The sequence below is a fragment of the Ectothiorhodospira haloalkaliphila ATCC 51935 genome, assembly GCF_000633935.1.
Classification (GTDB): Bacteria; Pseudomonadota; Gammaproteobacteria; order Ectothiorhodospirales; family Ectothiorhodospiraceae; genus Ectothiorhodospira; species Ectothiorhodospira haloalkaliphila.
Genome location: NZ_KK214997.1, coordinates 75,009 through 89,429 on the forward strand (window position 1 = coordinate 75,009; position 14,421 = coordinate 89,429).

General features: G+C 63.0%; 17 protein-coding genes. 9 read left to right on the forward strand and 8 right to left on the reverse strand.

Translation table 11 applies throughout. The annotated features are described in order from the left end of the window. The first annotated feature begins 139 nt into the window (after positions 1 to 139). Genes ECTHA_RS0106285 through ECTHA_RS0106295 form a run of 3 tightly spaced genes read left to right on the forward strand, consistent with a single transcriptional unit; the run spans position 140 to position 3,981 of the window. A complete protein-coding gene (locus ECTHA_RS0106285; protein WP_025281816.1) occupies positions 140 to 1,558 on the forward strand; it encodes an acetyl-CoA carboxylase biotin carboxylase subunit in 1,419 nt (472 codons plus the stop codon). 18 nt (positions 1,559 to 1,576) lie between these two features. Next, a complete protein-coding gene (gene oadA / locus ECTHA_RS0106290; RefSeq protein WP_025281817.1) occupies positions 1,577 to 3,400 on the forward strand; it encodes a sodium-extruding oxaloacetate decarboxylase subunit alpha in 1,824 nt (607 codons plus the stop codon). Continuing rightward, positions 3,400 to 3,981, forward strand: coding sequence for a Maf family protein (locus ECTHA_RS0106295; RefSeq protein WP_025281818.1), 582 nt, complete (start codon positions 3,400 to 3,402; stop codon positions 3,979 to 3,981). Before oadA ends, ECTHA_RS0106295 begins: the two co-directional genes overlap by 1 nt. 30 nt (positions 3,982 to 4,011) lie before the next feature. On the opposite strand, the gene ECTHA_RS0106300 is transcribed toward ECTHA_RS0106295, so the two are convergent. Further along, positions 4,012 to 4,437, reverse strand: a complete 426-nt coding sequence (locus ECTHA_RS0106300; RefSeq protein WP_025281819.1) for an FHA domain-containing protein — start codon at positions 4,435 to 4,437, stop codon at positions 4,012 to 4,014. Positions 4,438 to 4,621: 184 nt separating this feature from the next. On the opposite strand from ECTHA_RS0106300, the gene ECTHA_RS0106305 reads away from it, so the two are divergent. The 4 genes from ECTHA_RS0106305 to ECTHA_RS0106320 all read left to right on the forward strand — a co-directional run bounded on the left by ECTHA_RS0106305 (position 4,622) and on the right by ECTHA_RS0106320 (position 7,470). Beyond that, positions 4,622 to 5,563 carry an L-lactate dehydrogenase gene (locus ECTHA_RS0106305; protein WP_025281820.1) on the forward strand — a complete coding sequence of 314 codons (942 nt, stop codon included), beginning with the start codon at positions 4,622 to 4,624 and terminating at the stop codon, positions 5,561 to 5,563. Positions 5,564 to 5,654: 91 nt separating this feature from the next. Next, positions 5,655 to 6,491, forward strand: a complete 837-nt coding sequence (locus ECTHA_RS0106310; protein WP_025281821.1) for an ion transporter — start codon at positions 5,655 to 5,657, stop codon at positions 6,489 to 6,491. Between the two features lie 40 nt (positions 6,492 to 6,531). Continuing rightward, on the forward strand, positions 6,532 to 6,726 hold the full coding sequence (locus ECTHA_RS0106315) for a hypothetical protein (RefSeq protein WP_025281822.1): 195 nt from the start codon (positions 6,532 to 6,534) through the stop codon (positions 6,724 to 6,726). Between the two features lie 162 nt (positions 6,727 to 6,888). After that, positions 6,889 to 7,470 carry a ferritin gene (locus ECTHA_RS0106320; RefSeq protein WP_238624879.1) on the forward strand — a complete coding sequence of 194 codons (582 nt, stop codon included), beginning with the start codon at positions 6,889 to 6,891 and terminating at the stop codon, positions 7,468 to 7,470. A gap of 218 nt (positions 7,471 to 7,688) precedes the next feature. Here ECTHA_RS0106320 and ECTHA_RS0106325 read toward each other — a convergent pair whose 3' ends face one another. The 6 genes from ECTHA_RS0106325 to ECTHA_RS0106350 form a co-directional block, all read right to left on the reverse strand. Next, a complete protein-coding gene (locus tag ECTHA_RS0106325; protein ID WP_025281824.1) occupies positions 7,689 to 8,042 on the reverse strand; it encodes an ArsR/SmtB family transcription factor in 354 nt (117 codons plus the stop codon). 5 nt (positions 8,043 to 8,047) lie between these two features. After that, a complete protein-coding gene (locus ECTHA_RS0106330; protein WP_026623600.1) occupies positions 8,048 to 8,410 on the reverse strand; it encodes a thiol-disulfide oxidoreductase DCC family protein in 363 nt (120 codons plus the stop codon). Between the two features lie 80 nt (positions 8,411 to 8,490). After that, the gene (ubiG, locus tag ECTHA_RS0106335) at positions 8,491 to 9,252 is read right to left on the reverse strand and encodes a bifunctional 2-polyprenyl-6-hydroxyphenol methylase/3-demethylubiquinol 3-O-methyltransferase UbiG (protein ID WP_025281826.1); all 762 of its coding nucleotides are present in this window, start codon (positions 9,250 to 9,252) and stop codon (positions 8,491 to 8,493) included. Further along, a complete protein-coding gene (locus ECTHA_RS0106340; RefSeq protein ID WP_026623601.1) occupies positions 9,252 to 10,151 on the reverse strand; it encodes an NAD(P)-dependent oxidoreductase in 900 nt (299 codons plus the stop codon). The genes ubiG and ECTHA_RS0106340 overlap by 1 nt, the downstream gene beginning before the upstream one ends. 67 nt (positions 10,152 to 10,218) lie before the next feature. Next, positions 10,219 to 10,998 (reverse strand): ABC transporter permease, encoded by a 780-nt coding sequence (locus ECTHA_RS0106345; RefSeq protein WP_025281828.1) that lies wholly within the window; start codon positions 10,996 to 10,998, stop codon positions 10,219 to 10,221. Between the two features lie 3 nt (positions 10,999 to 11,001). After that, positions 11,002 to 11,964 carry an ATP-binding cassette domain-containing protein gene (locus ECTHA_RS0106350; RefSeq protein ID WP_025281829.1) on the reverse strand — a complete coding sequence of 321 codons (963 nt, stop codon included), beginning with the start codon at positions 11,962 to 11,964 and terminating at the stop codon, positions 11,002 to 11,004. Positions 11,965 to 12,104: 140 nt separating this feature from the next. Between ECTHA_RS0106350 and lexA the strand changes: the two genes are divergently transcribed. Together lexA and imuA are read left to right on the forward strand one after the other, a co-directional pair. Further along, the gene (gene lexA, locus ECTHA_RS0106355; protein ID WP_025281830.1) at positions 12,105 to 12,704 is read left to right on the forward strand and encodes a transcriptional repressor LexA; all 600 of its coding nucleotides are present in this window, start codon (positions 12,105 to 12,107) and stop codon (positions 12,702 to 12,704) included. Beyond that, complete coding sequence (imuA, locus tag ECTHA_RS17280; protein WP_025281831.1) at positions 12,697 to 13,380, forward strand: translesion DNA synthesis-associated protein ImuA; 684 nt, start codon at positions 12,697 to 12,699, stop codon at positions 13,378 to 13,380. The genes lexA and imuA overlap by 8 nt, the downstream gene beginning before the upstream one ends. Here imuA and ECTHA_RS0106365 read toward each other — a convergent pair. After that, positions 13,304 to 14,287, reverse strand: coding sequence for an alpha/beta fold hydrolase (locus ECTHA_RS0106365; protein ID WP_026623603.1), 984 nt, complete (start codon positions 14,285 to 14,287; stop codon positions 13,304 to 13,306). The two genes, imuA and ECTHA_RS0106365, sit on opposite strands and share 77 nt — an antisense overlap. Positions 14,288 to 14,421: the final 134 nt, after the last annotated feature.

Genomic DNA, 14,421 nt, shown 5'->3' on the forward strand with positions numbered 1-14,421 from the left:
CCGCCTCTTCCCCATGCTTGGGTCGAGAGTCGGCTTTTTCAAGGTGCACGGGCCAGGCCCCGGGCAGCGAATCCTGCCCCGACCAGGCCAGGCACCAATCCATGAATCAATCGCCTCAGCGCAGGCGCGGGACCTGTTCGTGATAAAGAAGCTTCTGATCGCCAACCGCGGTGAGATCGCCGTTCGTATCATCCGCGCCTGCGCGGAGATGGGCATCACCTCCGTGGCCGTGTACACCGATGCGGACCGCCACGGGCTGCATGTCAAAAAGGCCGATGAATCCTATTCCATCGGCCCCGACTCCCTGTCCGGCTACCTGAACGTGCACCGCATGGTGAACATGGCCCGCACGGCCGGCTGCGATGCCATCCACCCGGGTTACGGATTTCTCTCCGAAAACCCCGAATTTGCGCGGGTTTGCGCCGACCGCGGCATCCAGTTCGTGGGGCCGGACAGCAAGGTCATCAGCCGCATGGGCGACAAGGTGGCTGCGCGTGAGGCCATGATCGAGGCGGGCGTGCCCGTCATCCCGGGCAGCGAGGGTAACCTCTCCGACGTCGAGGAGGCTGTCAGCCTGGCCCGCGACATCGGCTACCCGGTCATGCTCAAGGCCACCAACGGGGGCGGTGGCCGCGGCATCCGTCGCTGTGATGACGAGGCCAGCCTGCGCCGCAATTATGACCGCGTGCGATCCGAAGCCACCAAGGCCTTTGGCAGCACCGAGATCTTCATGGAAAAGGCCATCGTCAACCCGCGCCACATCGAGGCACAGATCCTGGCCGACCGCCACGGCAACGTGATCCACCTCTATGAGCGGGACTGCTCCATCCAGCGGCGCCATCAAAAGCTGGTGGAGATCGCCCCCTCGCCCCAGCTCAGCCCCGAGCAGCGTGAATACGTGGGCGAACTGGCCGTGCGCGCCGCCCGGGCGGTAGGTTACGAGAACGCCGGCACCGTGGAATTCCTCATGGATGCCGACGACAGCTTCTACTTCATGGAGATGAACACCCGCCTGCAGGTGGAGCACCCGGTTACCGAAATGATCACCGGAGTCGACATCGTGCAGGAGCAGATCCGTATCGCCGCTGGTGAGCCGCTGCGCTACAGCCAGGATCAGATCAGCTGCCGAGGCTTCGCAATAGAGTTTCGTGTCAACGCCGAAGACCCGAAGAACGATTTCCTGCCCAGCTTTGGTCGCATCACCCGCTATTTTGCCCCCGGTGGACCGGGGGTACGCACCGACGGTGCCATCTACACCGGTTACCACATCCCGCCCCATTACGACTCCATGTGCGCCAAGCTCATTGTCTGGGCGCTGGACTGGGAATCCCTGATCCCTCGGGCCCGCCGCGCCCTGAACGACATGGGCGTATACGGCGTGAAGACCACCATCCCGTATCATCTGGAGATCCTGGACAGCGAGGCCTTCCGCAAGGGCAGCTTCGACACGGGTTACGTGGATGCCCACCCGGAACTCACCCAATATTCCGTTCGTCGCCCCACCCGGGAACTGGCGGCCGTGATCGCCGCTGCGATTTCCGCTCACAAGGGTCTCTGACCAGAAGGTAATGCACTGATGTCCAAGGTAACGATCACCGACCTGACCCTGCGAGACGGCCACCAGAGCCTGATCGCCACGCGCATGCGCACGGAGGACATGCTCCCCATCTGCGAGAAGATGGACGCGGTGGGCTTCTGGTCCCTGGAAGTCTGGGGCGGCGCCACCTTCGACGCCTGCCTGCGATTTTTGAAGGAAGACCCATGGGAGCGCCTGCGCCAGTTGCGCGAAGCCCTGCCCAACACCCGCCTGCAGATGCTGCTGCGCGGCCAGAACCTGCTGGGCTACCGCCATTATGCCGACGACGTGGTGCGCGGCTTCGTGGCCAAGAGCGCCGATAACGGCATGGATGTCTTCCGCATCTTCGACGCCATGAACGACACCCGCAACGTGCGCGTGGCCATCGAGGCCGTCAAGAAGGAAGGCAAGCACGCCCAGGGCGCCATCAGCTACACCACAAGCCCGGTGCACACCCCGGAGCAGTTCGTGACCATGGCCCGCGAGATGGTGGACATGGGCTGCGACAGCATTGCCATCAAGGACATGGCCGGCCTGCTCACACCCTATGCCACGGGCGAGCTGGTCTCGGCCCTCACCGACGCGGTTGCCGTTCCCATCCACCTGCACACTCATGCCACTGCAGGTCTCTCCGAGATGTGCCATCTCAAGGCGGTGGAGCACGGTGCAGCCAACATCAACACCGCCATGTCGGCCTTTGCCGGCGGCACCAGCCACGCCCCCACGGAGAGCATGGTGGCGGCCCTGCATGACAGCCAGTACACCACCGGTCTGGATCTGGCCGCACTCCAGGAGATCGGCTTTTACTTCCGGGAGATCCGCAAGAAATACCACCAGTTCGAGAGCGAGTTCACCGGCGTGGACACCCGCGTGCAGACCACCCAGGTGCCGGGCGGGATGATCTCCAACCTGGTCAGCCAGCTCAAGGCCCAGGGAGCCCTGGACAAGGTCAACCAGGTGATGACCGAAATCCCCCGGGTGCGAGAAGACCTGGGCTATCCGCCCCTGGTCACGCCCACCTCCCAGATCGTGGGCACCCAGGCGGTGATGAACGTGCTCACCGAAGAGCGTTATCAGACCATCACCAACGAGGTGAAGAGCTATCTGCAGGGTCGGTATGGCCGCACCCCGGGTCAGGTGAACGCCGTGGTGCGCCGCAAGGCCATCGGGGATGCGGAGGTGATCGAGTGCCGCCCTGCCGATCTGCTGCAGGACGAGATGGACGCACTGCGCAAGCAGGTGGGCGACCTGGCCCGGTCGGAAGAGGACGTGATGATCTACGCCATGTTCCCGGACCTGGGTCGCGAGTATCTGGAACATCGCCGCGACGGCAAGCTGGTGCCCGAACCCCTGGAGCCCGTGGGCGCCAAGGCCGAGGAAAAGAACGCCCCGGTGGAATTCAAGGCCACCCTGCATGGCGAGACCTACCACATCAAGGTCACCGGCACCGGCCACAAACGGGACCACGAGCGTCCCTTCTATGTTACCGTGGACGGCATGCCGGAAGAGATTGTCGTCGAGACCCTGGACGAACTGGCGCTGGATGGTGACGGCGGTGCCCGACGCGATGGCCCGCGGGGCAGCGGTCGTCCCCGTGCCACCAAGCCCGGCCACGTGAGCACCTCCATGCCTGGCACCATCATTGATGTGCTGGTGAAGGAAGGCGACGAGGTCAAGGCCGGTGACGGGGTGCTGATCCTGGAAGCCATGAAGATGGAAACCGAAGTCCAGGCCCCCGTGGGCGGTGTGGTCAAGGCCATTCATGTGGCCAAGGGTGACAGCGTCAACCCCGACGACGCCCTGGTGGAGATCGAGGGCAGCTGATGAACCCCGGACTCGTCCTGGCCTCGACCTCGCCGTTCCGCCGCGAATTGCTGCAGCGCCTGGCCCTGCCCTTCGATACCTGCTCACCACAGGTGGATGAGACCCCGAAGGCAGGAGAGGCCCCGGGTGCCATGGTGGCCCGCCTGGCCGAGGCCAAGGCCCGGGCGGGTGCCGCGCAAAAACCCGACAGCCTCATCATTGGCTCCGACCAGTGCGCCGAGCTGGATGGTCGGATACTGGGCAAGCCTGACAGTCATCAACGGGCCGTGGAACAACTGGGGGCGGCCTCGGGCCGCACGGTGGTCTTTCACACCGGGCTGTGCCTGCTGAATGCCGTCACCGGCGAGGCGCAGGTGGACCTGGCAACCTACAGGGTGCGGTTTCGCTCACTGAGCGCCGAGCAGATCGAGAACTACCTGCGCAAGGAACAGCCCTACCAGTGTGCTGGCAGCATCAAGTCGGAAGGGTTGGGAATCGCACTGTTCGAGGCAATGGAGGGAGACGACCCCACGGCGCTGGTGGGACTCCCGCTCATCCGGCTGTGCAGCATGATGGAGCGGGCAGGCCTTCCTGTCGTGTAGGCCCGGTCGTGCGCCGGGCCCGGGGCACGCTCAGTGGGGCACGGAAAAGCTCACCAGATGCGTATCGTCTTCGGCCACCGGGCGTCCCAGGCTGATCAACCCCTCCCCCACCAACGGCAATTCCTCCCCGTTGAGCAGGCAGATTTCGTCATTGCCCTGCAAACGCACATAGGTTCCATTCGTGCTCTGATCGATGAGCACGAACTTGCCCTTGCGATAGATCACCCGGGCATGATGCCTTGAGGCCACGGGCACCGACACCATCAGGTCGCAGTCATGGCTGCGGCCCAGCACGAACACCCGGGCACCTGCGGTAAACCAGTGTTCCTCCCCGTGCAAACCGAACACCATACGGGCATTGAGGTCATAGAGTGCACGCATGCTCTCCGCACTGATCCGCTGCGTGGGGGAGCGTTCCTCGTGATCGTCGCCTGGATTATCCGGAGAAGCTGTCATATACCGCGTATCCTCTTGAAAGGCCTGAAGAGAAACAGGCCCTGACCAGTCCGTGATTATGCCGTGAAACCTGCGGAAGTTTTGTGATGTTCTACCAGAATCAGTCATCATGACAAGCGTTGCCATACCACAGCAGATACATTGCCCCTCTTGAGGGGGGCACCCAGCCCAGGAGAGTTCTGCCATGGCCAAGAATAGTGTAGGCATCATCGGCACCGGCAACGTAGGGGTTGCCGCCGCCTATTCCATTTTTCAACGACAGATCGCCGGCAATCTGATCCTGGTGGACCGGGATCATCAGCGGGCCGAAGGCGAGGCCATGGACCTGATGCACGGCCAGTCCCTGGTGGGACGGGTCATGGTCCGGGCCGGCGACTATGCCGACCTGGCCGACTGTAGCGTGATCGTCATCACTGCCGGCGTCAACCAGAAACCCGGCGAGTCGCGCCTGGAACTGCTCAACCGCAACGCCGCCGTGTTCCGCGAGATCGCCGGTCATCTTGACCGCCACGCGCCCGACGCCGTGCTGGTGATTGCCACCAATCCGGTGGACATCCTCACCTACGCGATGCAGCGCCTCACACAACGACCGGCCCAACGCGTGATCGGTACCGGCACCATGCTGGACACCTCCAGGTTCCGCGCCGCACTGGGTGAATACTATGGCGTGAACCCCCGTTCGGTGCACGCCTACATCATGGGCGAGCACGGTGATTCCGAGGTTCCCATCTGGAGCAGCGCCAAGGTGGGCGGGCTTAACCTGTTCGAGCAGACGGTCAACGGGCGGCAGTTCGACGCCCAGGCCATGGAGAGATTATTTCAGCAGGTAAAGACTGCCGCCTTTGATATCATCTCGCGCAAGGGCTACACCAACACCGCCATTGGCCTGGTGATCGCCTATCTGGTGCGCGTGATCCTGGAAGATCAGAAGAGTGTTCTGGCGGTGAGCGTGGACCCTCAGGGAGACTATGGCCTTGAGGATGTCTGCCTGAGCGTCCCCTGCATCGTCGGTCGGGATGGCATTGAGTCCCGTGTGGCGCCATTGATCAACGATGCGGAACTCAAGGGCATGCAGGCATCGGCGCAGGTCCTCAGAGACAGCCTCAAGGGCATGTCCATCGATTGAACGACAAAGGCCCGACTGAACGGGTCCCGACCCCCTTCTCCCCATCGGGCAGAAGGGTTTTAATGGCTTGAAAGACCCAAGGAATCCTCAAATGCACGCCGTGGCCGGTCCACGCGCCCGTGTGGGCGCCTTTATCGAATCCGACCGCATTCAGCGCTGGATCATCGCGCTGATCCTCATCAATGCAGCGGTGCTGGGTCTGGAGACCTCGCCGACCGTCATGGAGCACACGGTGGGGCCGTGGCTGCTGGTGGCAGACAAGGTCATTCTGGGCATCTTTGTGGTGGAAATCCTGCTCAAGCTCTTTGCCCAGGGCTGGGGCTTTTTCCGACGCCCCTGGAACGTGTTCGACTTCCTGGTGGTGGGCATCGCCCTCGTCCCGGCCTCCGGCCCCATGGCCGTGCTGCGGGTGCTGCGACTGTTGCGCCTGGTGTCCATGATGCCCAAGCTGCGCTTCATCGTGGAGGCCCTGCTCAAGGCCATCCCGGGGATCCTGTCCATCCTGGGCCTGCTGGTGCTGCTGTTCTATGTGTTCGCGGTGATTGCCACCGGCCTGTTCGGCAAGAGCTTTCCGGAGTGGTTCGGCAGCCTGGGACAATCCATGTACACCCTCTTCCAGGTCATGACCCTGGAGAGCTGGTCCATGGGCATCGCCCGACCGGTGATGGAACAATACAACTGGGCCTGGGTGTTCTTCGTGCCCTTCATCCTGATTGCCACCTTCACCATCCTTAACCTTTTCATCGCCATCATCGTCAACACCATGCAGTCGATGCAGGAGGATCAGCAGCAGTTCGAGCATGACACCATCGAGGAAGTGGTCCACGCCGAGAACACCCAGTTGCACGAAGACCTCAAGGCACTGCGCCAGGAAATCCGGGAGCTGCGCAAGGAGATCTCCAGCGACCGCCCATCCGGCTCAGGTTAGCCCTCCACTTGATCACACATTCGTTGCGAAGGACTCCGGCATGAGCGAAGACGACCCACAGACCGAAGCCCCGTCAAGGCCCTACACCGGCCCGGAGCGCCGCAAGGGCGAGCGCCGCAAGAGCCAGCACGACCGTCGGGAAATGTTCCGCTTCGAGCCGGAAAAGGACCCACGACGCTCTGGCAAGGACCGCCGCAAGGCCAATCAGGATATCTGGAAGCAACGGGACATTTGATCCCTTTACGCGAACCGGGTTGAAATCCAAAGGGCCATGGTCTGAAATCATAGGCCCGATAGCGCGCGTCGGGCTCCGGGGTGGACGAAACACGGTATGATGACACCTCGGACCCTGGCCCCATGGAGAGCGTCTTTCAGGTCTCCATCCACCAGTCTCGGCATGCTCTTTGCCTCAAAAGACGGGTTCAAGGCTTTTTCACTTCACAACCCCGAGGTCTTCATCATGATTTCCACTGCCATGGCCGAAAAGATCAGCAACCAGATCAACCGCGAATTCTACTCGGCGTACCTGTACCTCGCCCTCTCCACCGAGGCCGACAACGCCAACCTGCGCGGCGCCGCCGAGTGGTTCATGGCGAAATACCACGAGGAGTCTGCACACGGATTGAAGATGGTGCGCTACCTGCTCGACCAGGGCGCCGAAGTCACCCACGGCGCGATCACCGCACCACCTTCCCAGACGGGCTCGCTGCTGGCCATGTTCGAGCGCACCCTGGAGCACGAACAGCAGGTCACCGCGGCCATCCACGACATCGTCGACCAGGCGCTCAGCGAAAAGGACCATGCCACCAACATCTTCATGCACTGGTTCGTCACCGAGCAGATCGAAGAGGAAGCCACCGTCAGCGACATCCTTGGTCGACTGCGCCTGTTCGGTGACCGCAGCGAAGGGCTGCTGATGATCGACAACGAGCTGGCCGCCGCCGCAAAGAGTATGGGACAGGGAGAGTCGGTCGCCTGACCGGTTCTTCACCTGCTGGCTTCATGGTCAGGATGACCGACATCCACCACAATCCGGCCGCGCGAAAAGCTCCCTGATGTCAAAAAAGAAGAAGGACAAATGTTGCAAGAAATACAAAGAGGGCAAGCGCTGTAAGGATTGCCCCAAGCGCAAGGACTGATGTGCCGGCACTCGGGCGTCAGTCGGCCCGATGGTTTGCCAACGACACTCACTGCCCCTCACACCACACACGTGGCCCCGGGCCTCTCGGCCATGGTGGTCAGGCGTTCATGGTCGCGAACGAAGGGCTCGGTGGGGGCAATCTCCCGGGCGGTGCGTTCAAGGATGTCGCGCACCCAGACAGGGAGGTCGGGATTGATCCGGTAAAAGATCCACTGGCCACGTCGATGATCGGCGACGATGCCGCTCTCGCGCAGCAGGGCCAGGTGGCGGGATACCTTGGGCTGGGGCATCTGAATGGCGTGGGTGAGCTCGCACACACAAAGCTCACCCTCCTGACAGAGCAGGGTGAGGCATCGCAGGCGTGTGGAATCGGACAGGGCCTTGAAAACGGTTTCCGGTAACTTGTTCATGGAAATCAGGAGTCCTTGGGCAACTCACAGGTCGCGGGTTGCCGACGGCGGTAGCGGGCGAAGATGCCGTAACCAAAATCCATCACCGGCAACACGCCCGGGATCGCCGATACCACCCTGGCCAGCCAGCGATAACCTGGCAGGGCGCTCCAGACGGTGACAAAGGCATAGGCACCGGTGGTCAGCCGACCCTCGGCATCGCAGGCATGCATCCGCTTCATGGCTTGCTCCCAGGTCACTCCCAGGCGATCGAGCTGCTCGGGATGACTGTGCAGATCAAGCCAGTTGACCCGTCCGGCCTTGTCCAGGCGCCGATAGTGGCCGATCTCGCGGCGGCACAGGGGGCAGCCACCATCGTAGAAGACCATGGGTCTGCCATCGAAGCCATCGTCTTGCGACGGACTGGAAGAGACGGAACTGTTTTCGGCGGTATTCATGGGATTTGCCCTCAAGATAGGCGGGGGCCGGGCTTGTGCGTCATGAGCATGTAGTTCACACCCATGTACCCGGCCAGACTCATGCGACGGTTGAACGGATTGACCCGCACCCCCGTGCGTTCGATCACCTCCAGACCATCCGGCGTGAGCAGGGCCTCGAGTTCACCCGGCGTGGGGAAGCGCTTCCACTGATGAGTCCCCCGGGGTAACCAGCGCAGGATGTACTCCGCACCGACGATGGCGGCGACAAAGGAAGCCGCCGTGCGGTTAATGGTGGCAATGAAGCCATAGCCCCCGGGGCGCAGCAGGCGGTTGCAGGCCTGCATGAAGCCAGGCAGATCCGCCACATGCTCGACCACCTCCATGTTGAGCACCACGTCGTATTGGGTGTCTCGGTCCGCCAGCGTCTCCACGGAGACCTCTTCATAGGTGACCGGCAAACCGGAGTGTTCCCCGTGCATCCGCGCCACGACGATATTGCGGCCGGTTACATCCACGCCGTGCACATGGGCACCCAGCCTCGCCATGGACTCACTGAGAATCCCGCCTCCGCAGCCGATATCCAGCATGGTGAGACCGTCCAGTGGGCGCTCGGCATTCGGGTCGCGTCCCAGATACTGGCAAAGCCGCTCCAGGATGTAGCGGGTGCGTACCCGATTCAGGGTGTGCAGGGCCCAGAAAGGCCCCTGATCGTCCCACCACAGATCGGCCAGAGCAGTGTAGCGGGCCACCTCATCCGGGTCGATGGAAGACTCCTGGGTCGGGGTCGTCATCAGTGATCTCCTGCCTCTTTGGGTGGTGGCGTCAAGCGGCGCAATACCTCGGCAATCACCGCGGAATCATCTTCACCATATCCCTGCCCCACGGCTGCGTTGATCCACTGGGCCGCCTGGGCCGTACCCGGCAGCGGCAAACCCAGGTCGGCGGCGGTCTGCAGCACGATCCCCATATCCTTGGCGTGCAGCCGGGTCTTGAAACCGGGCGGGTAGGAGCGATTGATCATGCGCTGGCCATGCACCTCCAGTACCCTGGAGTAACCCAATCCACCCAGCAGGGCCTCGCGCATGGCCTTCGGGTCCACGCCCGCGGCCTCGGCCAGGCGGATGGCCTCGGAGACGGCGGTCATGGTCTGGGCCACAATCAACTGATTGCAGGCCTTGGTGATCTGACCGGCCCCGTGGTCGCCCACATGGGTGATGCACTTGCCCACCACCTCGAGCACCGGACGCACCCGTTCCAGCACGTCGACCTTGCCGCCCACCATGATGGTCAGGCTGCCCTCCTTCGCTCCCTGCTGACCTCCCGAGACCGGTGCATCCAGCATGTCCACGTCCCGATCGGCCAGGGCCGTGGCCAGTTTGCGGGTGGCCGTGGGGGAGATGGTGCTGTGATCCACCACTACCAGGCCCGGCTGGGCACCTTCGATCACGCCGTTATTGCCCACGAGCACCTGCTCCACATCGCGGGTATCGGAGACGTTGGTCAGCACCACGTCCACCTGGCGGGCCAGCTTGGCCGGACTCGTGTCCACCTGAGCACCCGCGTCCTTGAAGGCCTCCGTGGCCTCGGGACGTCGCGCCCATACATGAACTTCATGGCCGGCCTTGAGCAGATTCAGGGCCATGGGGCCACCCATGATGCCCAAACCGATACAACCCACCTTCAACGTCATCATCGACTCCAGCAATTCATTGAATGAGATCCCATTCCGCCCGGCCAGGTTCAACCCGCGCAGGGGCTCAGCACATCAAACGACGCCGCAGCAGCCACGTGGACAGGCTCAACGCCACCAAACCGTAAGCGGCCACCACACTCAGATGCAGCAGCACATTCACCGGCCATTCGCCGATCATCAGCGGCCGAATCACCTCCACCACATGCACCAGCGGCAGCAGATGGGCCAGGATCACGATCACGTCCGGCAACTGATCCAGCGGAAAAAACACCCCCGATAGCAGCAACATGGGCGTGATCGCCAGGGTGAAGTAGTACAGGAAGAAATCATAACTGCGTGATAGGGCCGTGACGATCATGGCGCAGGCCGCAAAGGCAAACCCTGCCAGCAGGATCACCGGCAGCGCCAGCAGTGCCCGCAGGTCGCTGACCAGCCCCAGCAGAGCCGCCACCACCAGGATGGCCGTGGCGCTCATCAGGGCCTTGGTGGCTGCCCACATGATCTCCCCCAGGACAATGTCATCCAGGTTCAATGGCGCACCCAGCAGCCCGTCCCAGGTCTTTTGTTCGGACATGCGCGTGTACGCGGAATACATGCCCTCGAAACTGGCCGTGTACATGGCGCTGGAACAGATGATGCCCGAGGCCAGGAAGACCATGTAGGGCAGGTCACCCAGGTCTCCCACCAATTGGCCGAATCCATAGCCGAAGGCCAGCAGATACAGCACTGGCTCACCGAAGTTGCCCAGCACGGACGGCACCATGATCTTGCGCCACACCAGAAGATTGCGGCGCCACACGGGAATGAACCGCAGACTCAGCTGCGGCATCAGGGAGGTCATCATGGTTCAGTCCCTCAACTCGTGTCCGGTGAGTTTCATGAAGACATCTTCCAGATTGGCCGGACGATGCAGGTAGCGCAGCCCGGCCCGCTCCAGGCGCTCCAGCACGGGGGCCGCCTCACGGCAGTACAGCAGGGCCATATCCCCCACCCGGTGGGCCCGCGCTGGCAGGTCGTCCGTCTGACCGTCCAGCCAGCGCATGGCCGCGTTGCCATTGATCTCCAGCACATGGGGATCAATATGCTCGGCAATCAGGGCATTGGGGCTGTCCTGGGCAACGATCCGCCCCCGGTCCATGATGGCCAGCCGATCACAAAGACGTTCCGCCTCCTCCATGTAATGGGTGGTGAGGATCAGCGTTGTACCCTGCTGCTTGAGGCCTCGCAGGCACTGCCAGATATGATGGCGCGCCTGGGGATCCAGCCCGGTGGTGGGCTCATCCAGCACCACCAGTTCCGGGCGATTGATCAGCGCCCGCGCCAGAGTGAGGCGGCGCTTCATCCCTCCGGAGAGGGAATCAATGCCCATGTTTTCCCGTTGCCCCAGGTTGGCAAAGGCAATGAGTTCGTCCACGCGACGGCGACGCGCATCGCCCTTGAGGCCGAAGTATCCGGCATAGGTCGTCAGGTTCTCCCGTACGGTGAAATCCGGATCGAGATTATCGAACTGAGGCACGATACCCAGCCGTACTCGAGCCTCACGCGCCCTGGCGGGAATGGGCTCGCCCAGCACATGCAAGGTGCCGCCGTCAGGAGGGGTCAGCCCCAGCATCATGCGCAGGGTGGTGGTCTTGCCTGCCCCGTTGGGCCCGAGCAACCCGAAACATTCCCCCGGGCGTACCTCCAGATCAATGTGATCCACCACCGTCTGGCCGTCGTAGCGCTTGAGCAGCCGGCAGGCCCGCGCAATGTGCGGTCCATCCGCAGTCTGCGCAGTGGTGAAATCGTCGGTTAAAGCAACTGTATCCATGCAACGTCCCTTGAGTTGACCGATCATGTTACTAAGTGGCGGGCCGGCGACGCCAGCAACCCGACCTTTTGCCGGGTGTTGCCCCTTGCCAAACGCGCCGCCTTGAAATACTGTCTATAGATATAGAAGCGAGGACCGGTATGGAAAAGCTCACCCCCAGGCAGGCGGAAATCCTGGCATTCATCCGCGACTACATGCAGACCAGCGGCATGCCGCCCACCCGGGAGGACATCATGCGTGCCTTTGGTTTCAAGTCCCCCAACGCGGCGGAGTGCCATCTGCGCACCCTGGCCCGCAAGGGCGCCATCGATATCCTGGCGGGCACTTCCCGCGGGATTCGTCTGCGCGAACCCCTGGGGCTGCCCCTGGTGGGCCGGGTGGCCGCCGGGGCACCCGTCCTGGCCGAGGAGCATATTGAAGATCACTACCGGCTGGACCCACGCCTGTTCAATCCCCGGCCGGATTACCTGCTGCGGGTGCAGGGGCTCAGCATGATCGGTGCAGGCATCATGGACGGAGATCTGCTGGCCGTCCATCGCACCCCCGAGGTGCGTAACGGCCAGATCGCCGTGTTCCGCCTGGAGGACGAGGTCACCGTGAAGCGTTTCCAGCAGGAGGGGCACACGGTCCGGCTGTTGCCGGAAAACCCGGACTTTGAACCCATTGTCGTGGATTTGCGCCAGGAGGCACTGAACGTGGAGGGCGTCAGCGTCGGCATCATCCGTAATCAGGATGCCTGACCCGCAGGCCCCCAGCGACGCCACGCCAACCCTGGAGAGCCTGCTGCAGCGCCCGGACATCTGGCGTGGCGGCGGCCAGGATGGCCATCACAGGCAGACCCTGTCCAGTGGTGATGCAGCCCTGGATCAACGCCTGGGCGGCGGCTGGCCACAGGGGGCCCTGGTGGAACTGCTGCTGGACCAACACGGCATCGGAGAGGTTTCCCTGCTGCTACCGGCCCTGGCCGCCCTCACCCAGGGCGGGCGCGCCGTGGCCCTGGTGGCTCCGCCCTATGTTCCCTATGCACCGGCCCTTCGGCAGGCAGGCATCCACCTTCGACACCTGCTGTGGATCACGCCCCGGGATGACACGGAGATCCTCTGGGCCATGGAGCAGATCCTGCGTGCCGGCCCCGTGGGTGCGGCACTGGTCTGGCCTCAACGATTGACCTCCCGGCAGTTGCGCCGACTGCAACTGGCAGCGGAGCAGGGTCGCGCCACCGGTTTCATCTATCGTCCCACGCAACATATCCGGGAGCCCTCCCCTGCCGCACTCAGGCTGCGCCTGCACGCCGACAGGGGGGGGTCGCCAAGGCTGGAGATCATCAAGCAGCGGGGACCTAAAACCACTCCACAACCGCTTCCAGAACAGCATCAGGACATTCCTCCTGGGGCACGTGACCGCACCCGGGAATAGTCGCCACCGTGGCGTGGGGCAGTGCCTGCGCTGCGCGCCTGGAATCCTCGGGAGGTACAACCCGATCCTCCTCCCCGATGATCACCAGGCTTGGCTGCGTCAGCTCCCCCAGATGAGCACTCACATCCACCGGACTGGCCATGGCGCGCACAAAAAGCTCACCCCAGGCCAGATCCCAGTTTTCCACGCGGGTGTGAATCATGGTGAGCGCGCGCCGCTCATCACTGATGGCCTGCGGATCATGATAAGACAGATCCAGCAGGGTTCCACGAGAGCCCAGTTGCCGGGCCAGCAACAGGTTCAGACGCCGGATCTGGGGCAATTGGGTCACCGCGTCCGGGAAGCTGGGCCGATCCACATACACCCACGGGTTGATCAGGACCAGGCCGCTGACCCGCTCCGGGGCCTCCAGGGCCGCCTCCATGGCCAGGGTGGCCCCGGAGGAGTTGCCCACCAGGATGGCCTGATCGATTCCCCTGGCATCCAGGAAGGCCAGCAGGTGCGTCAAGGCCGCCTCCTTGGTGAAGGGGTTGGGCCCCGACCACTCATCACGGGTGGGCTTGGCACTCAGCCCGTAGGGCACCTGGTCATGGGCCACCACCCGCCCGTGCTCGGCCAGGCCAGGCAGGAGTTCATTCCAGGTATAGGCATTGAAGGTGAAACCGTGAAGCAGAACGAACGTGGGCGCATCTGCCTCGCTGCCCCCATCGGCCTCCAGATAATGCAGTTTCAATCCATCGGTCCCCGCAAAGGGAATGGTCACGAACCGGCTCTCTTCGGTCGCGACCGCCTGGGCCGATTCGAGCCCCTTCAGGGGTTGGCTGGAGATCAGAAATGGGCCCAGCAGCAGGACCAGAAGTCCCAGCGTGAACAGACTACCGAGGATGATCAAGAGCCATCTAAGCATGAGATTCCTTACAAGGTTTACTTTATAATCCGCCGTTTTTCATGCGCTTTAAAGGCATGGATACACGCCATGCCCGCCTCTGGCGCCATTCACTTTACCGTCTCGACCGACCACCAGCCAGTCTGCCAGGCCGC

Excerpts from the sequence above, each read along its gene's own strand:
- ECTHA_RS0106340 (WP_026623601.1), bottom strand. The coding sequence starts at position 10,151 with ATGACGTTGAAGGTGGGTTGTATCGGTTTGGGCATCATGGGTGGCCCC.
- imuA (WP_025281831.1), top strand. The coding sequence starts at position 12,697 with ATGCCTGACCCGCAGGCCCCCAGCGACGCCACGCCAACCCTGGAGAGC.
- ECTHA_RS0106365 (WP_026623603.1), bottom strand. The coding sequence starts at position 14,287 with ATGCTTAGATGGCTCTTGATCATCCTCGGTAGTCTGTTCACGCTGGGA.
- ECTHA_RS0106325 (WP_025281824.1), bottom strand. The coding sequence starts at position 8,042 with ATGAACAAGTTACCGGAAACCGTTTTCAAGGCCCTGTCCGATTCCACA.
- ECTHA_RS0106320 (WP_238624879.1), top strand. The coding sequence starts at position 6,889 with ATGCTCTTTGCCTCAAAAGACGGGTTCAAGGCTTTTTCACTTCACAAC.
- ubiG (WP_025281826.1), bottom strand. The coding sequence starts at position 9,252 with ATGACGACCCCGACCCAGGAGTCTTCCATCGACCCGGATGAGGTGGCC.
- ECTHA_RS0106295 (WP_025281818.1), top strand. The coding sequence starts at position 3,400 with ATGAACCCCGGACTCGTCCTGGCCTCGACCTCGCCGTTCCGCCGCGAA.
- ECTHA_RS0106305 (WP_025281820.1), top strand. The coding sequence starts at position 4,622 with ATGGCCAAGAATAGTGTAGGCATCATCGGCACCGGCAACGTAGGGGTT.
- ECTHA_RS0106315 (WP_025281822.1), top strand. The coding sequence starts at position 6,532 with ATGAGCGAAGACGACCCACAGACCGAAGCCCCGTCAAGGCCCTACACC.
- ECTHA_RS0106300 (WP_025281819.1), bottom strand. The coding sequence starts at position 4,437 with ATGACAGCTTCTCCGGATAATCCAGGCGACGATCACGAGGAACGCTCC.
- oadA (WP_025281817.1), top strand. The coding sequence starts at position 1,577 with ATGTCCAAGGTAACGATCACCGACCTGACCCTGCGAGACGGCCACCAG.
- ECTHA_RS0106345 (WP_025281828.1), bottom strand. The coding sequence starts at position 10,998 with ATGATGACCTCCCTGATGCCGCAGCTGAGTCTGCGGTTCATTCCCGTG.
- ECTHA_RS0106310 (WP_025281821.1), top strand. The coding sequence starts at position 5,655 with ATGCACGCCGTGGCCGGTCCACGCGCCCGTGTGGGCGCCTTTATCGAA.
- lexA (WP_025281830.1), top strand. The coding sequence starts at position 12,105 with ATGGAAAAGCTCACCCCCAGGCAGGCGGAAATCCTGGCATTCATCCGC.
- ECTHA_RS0106330 (WP_026623600.1), bottom strand. The coding sequence starts at position 8,410 with ATGGTCTTCTACGATGGTGGCTGCCCCCTGTGCCGCCGCGAGATCGGC.
- ECTHA_RS0106350 (WP_025281829.1), bottom strand. The coding sequence starts at position 11,964 with ATGGATACAGTTGCTTTAACCGACGATTTCACCACTGCGCAGACTGCG.